This is a genomic window from Mesorhizobium sp. M0195 (genome assembly GCF_040322115.1).
GTDB lineage: Bacteria > Pseudomonadota > Alphaproteobacteria > Rhizobiales > Rhizobiaceae > Mesorhizobium.
On record NZ_JAMYSV010000056.1, the window covers coordinates 1 to 6,859 of the forward strand.

The window sequence follows — 6,859 nt, forward strand, 5'->3', positions numbered from 1 at the left end:
TGACCAACCGTTCTGTTATGGCTATCCTGACCGCTTTACCGCGAAATCAGTGAAGGCCCCTTGACAACGAAATCCCCATACAAGGTGTCCACCAAAATAGGTGGACACCTTGTGATGGAAGAAGATGAGCAGAAACTGCGGGTGAGGCTTGTCGGTCGGGACGGGCGACGCCGATACGACCCGGCATCGAAGGACCGTCTTGTCTCGGCCTGTCTTGAGCCTGGCGTGTCGGTATCGAAGCTTGCGCTCGAACATGGGGTCAATGCGAACCTTCTTCGGAAGTGGATAAAGAAGCGGGCGGAGACCCAGTCCCTCCCACAGCCCCCACCATCGGCGTTCATCCCGGTTCAGATTGAAAGCACTTCCGATCGGGCCTTGCTGCGACAGAGCAGCATGGCTGCGGTGGATTTGCCGGGGACTTGCGATGGGGCACGTAGGTCGGCATCGAAAAGGACAGCGCCTTTTTCCTCTCCAGCCAAGGTGAGCGCGTCGCTGCCGAACGGCGTGAAGTTGACGCTGGAATGCGGTGATGTGGATGCGTTGACGGCGACCATCGGAGCACTGGGTCATGTTCAGACTGGGCGCTGACCTGAAAGTCTACCTGCACCGCGAGCCAATCGACTTCCGGGCCGGCATCAACAGCCTTGCGGTTCTGGTCCAAGAGACGATGGCGCTCGATCCGTTTGCTCCGGCGGTTTTTGCGTTCTGCAATCGCCGTCGCGACCGGATGAAGCTCCTGTTCTTCGATCGGTCGGGCTTTGTGCTGGTCCTGAAGCGGCTGACCGAGGACAAGTTCCGGTGGCCGCGCCGGGAGGCAGCGGTGGTCACGCTTACGACCGAGCAATTGCACTGGATCCTCGACGGCATCGACATCGATGCGATGGTCCGCCATCCGGTGCGGCAATATCAGGTTGCGGGTTGAGGGCTCTCGAATTGAGCGGTTGACGCGGCGGCATGCTTTCGATTCAAGAATCTGATGAATCGACCCGGCGAACCGACTGTTGAAGCGTTGATGGCGCGTATTGCTGCGCTGCAGGCGCAGAACCGTCAACTCACCGAACGCGTCGTCAAACTCGAGGAAGAGCTGGCGCTTGCACGACTGCATCGTTTTGCGCCGCGCAGTGAAAAGCACATTGACCGCCTCTTCAATGAAGCCGAACAGGCCGCGGATGAGGACGCCGCCGACAACGAAGATGGCGGCGTCGTTGTCCTGCCGGACACGGGCTTGCCGGCGAGCGAAGGGGCGACGGGAAAGAAGCGCGGCCGCAAGGCCTTGCCGGAAAACCTGCCGCGCGAGCGCGTCGAGTATGACCTTCCCGACGATCAGAGGGCTTGTCCTTGCTGCCGTCACCAGATGCATCGCATGGGCGAGGCCGTTACCGAGCAACTTCATATCGAGGTGAAGGCGAAGGTCCTGCAGAATGTGCGGTTCAAATATGCTTGCCGTCATTGCGACCGTACCGGCATCAACACGCCGGTCGTGACCGCGCCGATGCCCGCGCAACCCTTGCCGGGCAGCATCGCCACGGCTTCGACGCTGGCCTTCGCGCTCGTTCACAAATACGTCGACGGCACACCGCTCTACCGCCTGGCGCAGGCCTTCGAGCGCGCGGGCGTTCCTGTCAGCCGTGGCGCTCTGGGTCACTGGGTGATCGGCTCGAGCGAAAAGCATCTCGCCCGCATCTATGACGTGCTGAAGCTGCGGCTCAGATCGCAGCCCCTCATCCATGGCGACGAGACCACGGTCCAGGTGCTGAAGGAAATGGACAGAGAGGCCACCAGCACCTCGTACATGTGGGCATACCGGAGCGGCCACGACAGTGACGAGCCGATCGTGCTGCTCGATTATCAGCCGGGTCGCGGCCAGATACACCCGCAGACCTTCTTGGGCGATTACCGCGGCATCGTGATGAGTGACGGTTATTCCGCCTGGCGCACGCTGGAAGGGGCAACGCATCTTGGCTGCATGGCTCATTCGAGGCGGCGCTTCGTCGATGCCCTAAAGGCGAGGAAGAAGGGTGGCGGGCCGCCGGAACAGGCACTCCGGTTCTTCGAACAGCTCTATCGGGTTGAAAGGCAGGCGCGGAACGAAATCTCCGATGACGGCGAAACGCGAGATCACTGCATTCGCCGCTTCCGCCAGCAACATAGTGTCCCGATCCTGCAGGCTCTCAAGGCATGGCTCGACGACATCGCCCCAAAAGTCTTGCCGGACAGCAAGCTCGGCGACGCCGTCTCCTACACCCTGAACCAATGGGGATATCTGACTCGTTACACCGAGGACGGCAGCATGCCGATCGACAACAATCTTCTCGAGCGTGACATCAGAATCTTTGCCACTGGCCGGAAAAGTTGGCTGTTCAGCGATACCGTCGACGGAGCCAGGGCCAGCGCCGTCATCTACAGCCTGATGTTGACCTGCCGCGCCTGTGGCGTCGAGCCGTTAGCGTGGCTGCGCCACGTCCTCACCGAATTGCCTCAACGCAACGAGGACGCTGATATCTACGATCTGCTGCCCTTCAACTTCGCCAAAGCAACAGCAGTCTGATCAGACCAGATACCGTTCCCAATTCGAAGGCCATCCGTCGAAAGCGCCGGCGTCAACGTGCAGGGAAAATCGCGCTTACGGTCTAGCCTAGCAGGTTGTTGAAAAACCGTTTTGTTCACGGAACGTATCAGAATCAGACCGAGCACAAATCAGATTCAAAACGGGTATCTCGAGCCTTTTTGATCAGCCAGCTAGGGTCTTTCTGGGTTGCCACCACGTAACCACCAGAGCTCTTGAAGGTGCTCTGCCATAAATCTTCAAAAGTTTACATTATATTCGCGATCGCAAATCGCCGGCCGTGGTAAGTTGATCCCAGACAATGCTGAAGCAACTGATGCGATCTAAGCGAATGGCAAGAAGAGCGCTCATTTCTGATTGTAACGGTCTGCCATACGTCCAAGCGGCCGGCGTGTCCCTTCATTTCGGCTTATCGTGGCCAGTACGACTACATTGAGTGGAAACGTTGAGGCAATCCGTGTCGATACCGACAATCTCTCTCTGATCCGCGAATGTGACAGCCTCAAGCGTGTGGAGCATCGAAAACGTAAAAAGACGTGACGGATTGGCGGCATCTCACAAATCTCACAAGAGGTAATTTCAACACTGGCTGCGGTGCTTGCGAATGCACCACACGGAGAGCACCTCGCCACCAAGGAGTCACTGCGAGTGAAAATCCGCGCCCCGATTTGCCTAGTACTTTCGATAGGAGAAAATCATGACCTCGGGCAAAACCAAAATTTTTATGGATGGCAACATTACTCCATGGGAGGACGCTACCATTCACGTGGCGTCTACGGGCGCCAAATACGGCGCCAATGTCTTCGAGGGCATTTGTTGCTACTATGGCGACCGCCAATACCTCTTTCGTCTTCGCGAGCATCTTGAGCGGCTGCATGAATCCATGGACCTGATGCGCCTTCCGCAGCAGTACTCAGATGAGGAATTAGAATATTCAGTTTGGCAGGTGCTCAAAGCCAACAGTATCGAAGGAGATGCTCACATTCGTTTGTCTATCATAGTGAGGGGCGAAGGGCTTTATGACGTCAGCGGTCCGCTTGTACTTGTCTGCACCGCAACTCCCCGCGGTGCAGGGACACTTGCAGGAGGGACGGTCAACATTGGGATCAGTAGCTGGCGGCGTATTGATGATGCTTCCATGCCGCCGCGCATAAAAGCAGGCGCCAACTATCATAATGGGCGGTTTGCCCTCATGGATGCCAAGCGACACGGTTATGATGAGGCACTGCTCCTCAACTCCCGAGGCTTGGTATCGGAATCTACGAATTCTTGCTTCATGATGGTCCGTCGGGGCGCACTGGTTACGCCGCCCGCTTCCACCGGTATTCTCGACAGTATTACGCGGGATACCTTTCTCAAAATCGCAGGTGAGGAGCTTGGCTTACCCGTCGAAGTGCGAGAGATTGACCGCGCTGAAACGGCCATCGCTGAGGAAGCGTTCCTTTGCAACAGTTTCCAGGAGGTTCGCCCAATCCGCAGTATCGACGGCATCAAGCTCAAGCAAACCGCGCCGGGACCGATCACCAACCGTTTGTGGGGCGCTTATGAGGACATCGCTCGCGGTCGCAAGTCGAAGTATAGAGATTGGCTTGCCTATTCCAGGGATTCCGGACAGTGATTCTAAGACGAAACCGGAGACCACCCAGTGTCCGGGATTTACCGAAACACGCAGTTTCGCCGGACGTGTAGCGAGCTCAAACGCTCTCGCACCTACCTCGGCCGGGTGTTCGCCATCCCCCCACTTTGCCCTGCCCCTTCCTTGAGCCGATTAGGCGACAGTAGCCTGCGGCTCGTAACGGGATTCTTCTCGGCCGACCTTCTGCTTGCCCTCCGACGCCCCACCGCGATCCCCAATCAGAGGGGACTCTTGGGTAGAAAAAATGTTACAGTAAATTTATGAACTCTCTCGCGCTCTCCTGCTAATCTATTCGTGGGCACAGAGTTTTGGCCATAGCCGCGGGCGGCCTGATTGCCAAAGACACCTGCGGAGGGGCACTAGAGTGGCAGCATGGCAAGAAGACTGTAGGGCAAAGATGACCATCTTTGAAGACACAAACGTCATATTTGACGAGGAAATCGATGACAATAGTTATGCCTGAATTCAGTGAGGCGCCAGCGAGATCAAGGGGCCGGAGCCTTCGCGCAGGGTATCAGCGAGGATCTGGTCTTCAGTTCGGCGATCTGGTCCGGCAATTGCGTCAGGATAAGCTCTACAACAAGGCCACAGAATTGGCGCAGGAGCTTACGATCCTGCCTGAGCAGAAGCGAATGAATCTCTACTTGATCTTACGCTTTGGCTTCGACGAACTAGCTTTCGGCCATATCACCGAATTTGGGGTGTATCGCGGGGGAAGTGCGCTCTTCATGGCGGCCGTTTGTCGGGAGCTTCATCCCGGCGTGAATGTATATGCGTTCGACACTTTCGAGGGAATGCCGGCAACGGACCCGCAACGCGACGCCCATAGAGAGAACGATTTCAAGGATCCCGGCTACGAAGAATTACTCGGGCTTATTAAGAAAGAGAAAATTGATAACCTCCATTTGATCCGGGGGCTGTTCGAGGAGACCGCTGAAGACACATTAAAGACGGTTGGCTCAGTCCGCCTTAATCATGTCGATTGCGATATCTATAGCGCAGTGAGTTACAGCTATGATGTGTCGAGAAAACATATGGTCGATGGCGGCTACTGGGTGTTCGACGACCCGCTTTGCTCGACCTGTATTGGCGCTATGGAGGCGGTTGAGGAAGCGCTAATTCAGCGGGATGGCCGCTTCGCGGAACAGGTCTATCCGCACCTCGTCTATCGGAATTGGCCGCCGACCTAAAACATGCTGAGCGACAATCACGCTGAATACCGACGAAACCAGACACGCGGTGCGCCGCGTGATGGCGCGGCGGTGTTGCAAGGCATTGTCTGGTGCGGGCGATGCGGCCATAAAATGGGCGTTGAATACAAGAACGGCAACCGTTACGTCTGCAACTTCCTGGCACGCAGCCAGGGCGGAGCCTTATGCCAGCATTTGCCAGCCGATCCCATCGACGCCCGCGTCGTTGAGGCCCTCTTCGCGGCGGCCAGTCCGGCTGAGTTGGCCGAGTTGATGCACGCCAAAGATGCTCGTCAGCAGGCAGACGAGGCTTTTGAGCTCGCTGAAGCGCAGCAGATCAAACGGCTGCGTTATCAAGCGCTGCTCGCAGAACGGCAATACAATCGGGTTGACCCTGACAATCGCCTGATTGCGGCCGAGTTGGAGCGCCGTTGGGAGGGGGCTCTGCGTGAGCTTCGTCAAGCGGAGGATGCACTTGAGCGCCGTCGCGCGATGCAAAGTCAATCGGACGATCTGACGTCAGCAGAACAGAATGATTTTATCGCTGCCGGTTCGCAACTTCCCGAATTTTGGCAGAGACCTGACATAGAGTGGGGACGCAAGAAAGCCTTGCTACGCAGCCTGATCGACAAAGTGATCCTGCAACGGGTGGTCCGAGATCGGATTACGATCCGCATCGTTTGGCGAGGCGGTGAAGTCACCGAACGCGAGGTCGAGCCGAGAGTTCATGCCTTGAGCGCCCTGTCTCGCGGCGCCGAGATGGAGGTCCGGCTGCTCGAGCTGGCTCATCAAGGGCTCAACGACACGGAAATAGCGGCCACACTGACTAAGGAAGGCTTCCGCTCACCGCGCCGCAGCTACGTTCCTGTGCGCACAGTCCAGATCGTCCGACAACGCCATCGCGTATTGAGGCAGTCTACACCAGCCCGCTCTCACCACATTCCCGGCTGGCTAAAGGTGTCTGAACTAGCGATGGCAGCGGACGTTTCTCGCTCCTGGATCCGGCATCGAATCCGCAATGGCGTGATCAGTATCCACCAAAACGCCACTCACAAACGCGTTCTGTTTCCAGATGCCGCGGCAACAATCGCAGCAATACAAGAGCTCAAATCCGGCGTGCGGCAACACCTCGACTTTAACCAACCTGCTACCGAATAAGGGTATCAACATGATAGATCGTACGATCCGGGATTGCCGAACGACCGTCAGCTGCTCGGTATGAAGGGCAGCATCAGCGAGTTCGAGCTCGGCGTGCTACGTGCCCGCAGTACGACGCCGCCCGCGCCAAGGCACAGCGCGGGGAACTGCGCATCTCCGTGCCCTTCGGCTATGTCTGGCACCGCGATTACGGTCTCGCGTTCGATCCCGACATGCGCCGGCACGAGACCATTCGCCTGATATTCGCGCGCTTCCGCGAACTCGGCAGTGCGCGCCAGGTCCTGATCTCGGTGATCGACGATAGCATTT

At 57.4% G+C, this 6,859-nt stretch carries 6 protein-coding genes and 1 pseudogene; all 7 read left to right on the forward strand.

What is annotated here, in order from left to right:
- Positions 1-114 precede the first annotated feature (114 nt).
- Positions 115-588: an IS66-like element accessory protein TnpA gene (tnpA, locus tag NKJ12_RS31760; protein WP_352707652.1), complete on the forward strand. Its 474-nt coding sequence runs from the start codon at positions 115-117 to the stop codon at positions 586-588.
- Positions 569-922 carry an IS66 family insertion sequence element accessory protein TnpB gene (gene tnpB, locus NKJ12_RS31765; protein ID WP_014761846.1) on the forward strand — a complete coding sequence of 118 codons (354 nt, stop codon included), beginning with the start codon at positions 569-571 and terminating at the stop codon, positions 920-922. Before tnpA ends, tnpB begins: the two co-directional genes overlap by 20 nt.
- A gap of 54 nt (positions 923-976) precedes the next feature.
- The gene (gene tnpC / locus NKJ12_RS31770) at positions 977-2,548 is read left to right on the forward strand and encodes an IS66 family transposase (RefSeq protein WP_352707654.1); all 1,572 of its coding nucleotides are present in this window, start codon (positions 977-979) and stop codon (positions 2,546-2,548) included.
- Positions 2,549-3,263: 715 nt separating this feature from the next.
- Entirely contained in the window at positions 3,264-4,184 is a 921-nt protein-coding gene (locus tag NKJ12_RS31775) for an aminotransferase class IV (RefSeq protein ID WP_352707656.1), read from the forward strand.
- Positions 4,185-4,657: 473 nt separating this feature from the next.
- Positions 4,658-5,392 carry a TylF/MycF/NovP-related O-methyltransferase gene (locus NKJ12_RS31780; protein WP_352707658.1) on the forward strand — a complete coding sequence of 245 codons (735 nt, stop codon included), beginning with the start codon at positions 4,658-4,660 and terminating at the stop codon, positions 5,390-5,392.
- A gap of 3 nt (positions 5,393-5,395) precedes the next feature.
- A complete protein-coding gene (locus tag NKJ12_RS31785; protein ID WP_352707660.1) occupies positions 5,396-6,550 on the forward strand; it encodes a recombinase zinc ribbon domain-containing protein in 1,155 nt (384 codons plus the stop codon).
- A 12-nt stretch (positions 6,551-6,562) separates the two neighbouring features.
- Positions 6,563-6,859, forward strand: a pseudogene (locus NKJ12_RS31790) (recombinase family protein); the annotation flags it as partial.

Coding starts and splice junctions, on each gene's coding strand:
- tnpB (WP_014761846.1), top strand. CDS start 569: ATGTTCAGACTGGGCGCTGACCTGAAAGTCTACCTGCACCGCGAGCCA.
- tnpC (WP_352707654.1), top strand. CDS start 977: ATGAATCGACCCGGCGAACCGACTGTTGAAGCGTTGATGGCGCGTATT.
- tnpA (WP_352707652.1), top strand. CDS start 115: ATGGAAGAAGATGAGCAGAAACTGCGGGTGAGGCTTGTCGGTCGGGAC.
- NKJ12_RS31785 (WP_352707660.1), top strand. CDS start 5,396: ATGCTGAGCGACAATCACGCTGAATACCGACGAAACCAGACACGCGGT.
- NKJ12_RS31780 (WP_352707658.1), top strand. CDS start 4,658: ATGCCTGAATTCAGTGAGGCGCCAGCGAGATCAAGGGGCCGGAGCCTT.
- NKJ12_RS31775 (WP_352707656.1), top strand. CDS start 3,264: ATGACCTCGGGCAAAACCAAAATTTTTATGGATGGCAACATTACTCCA.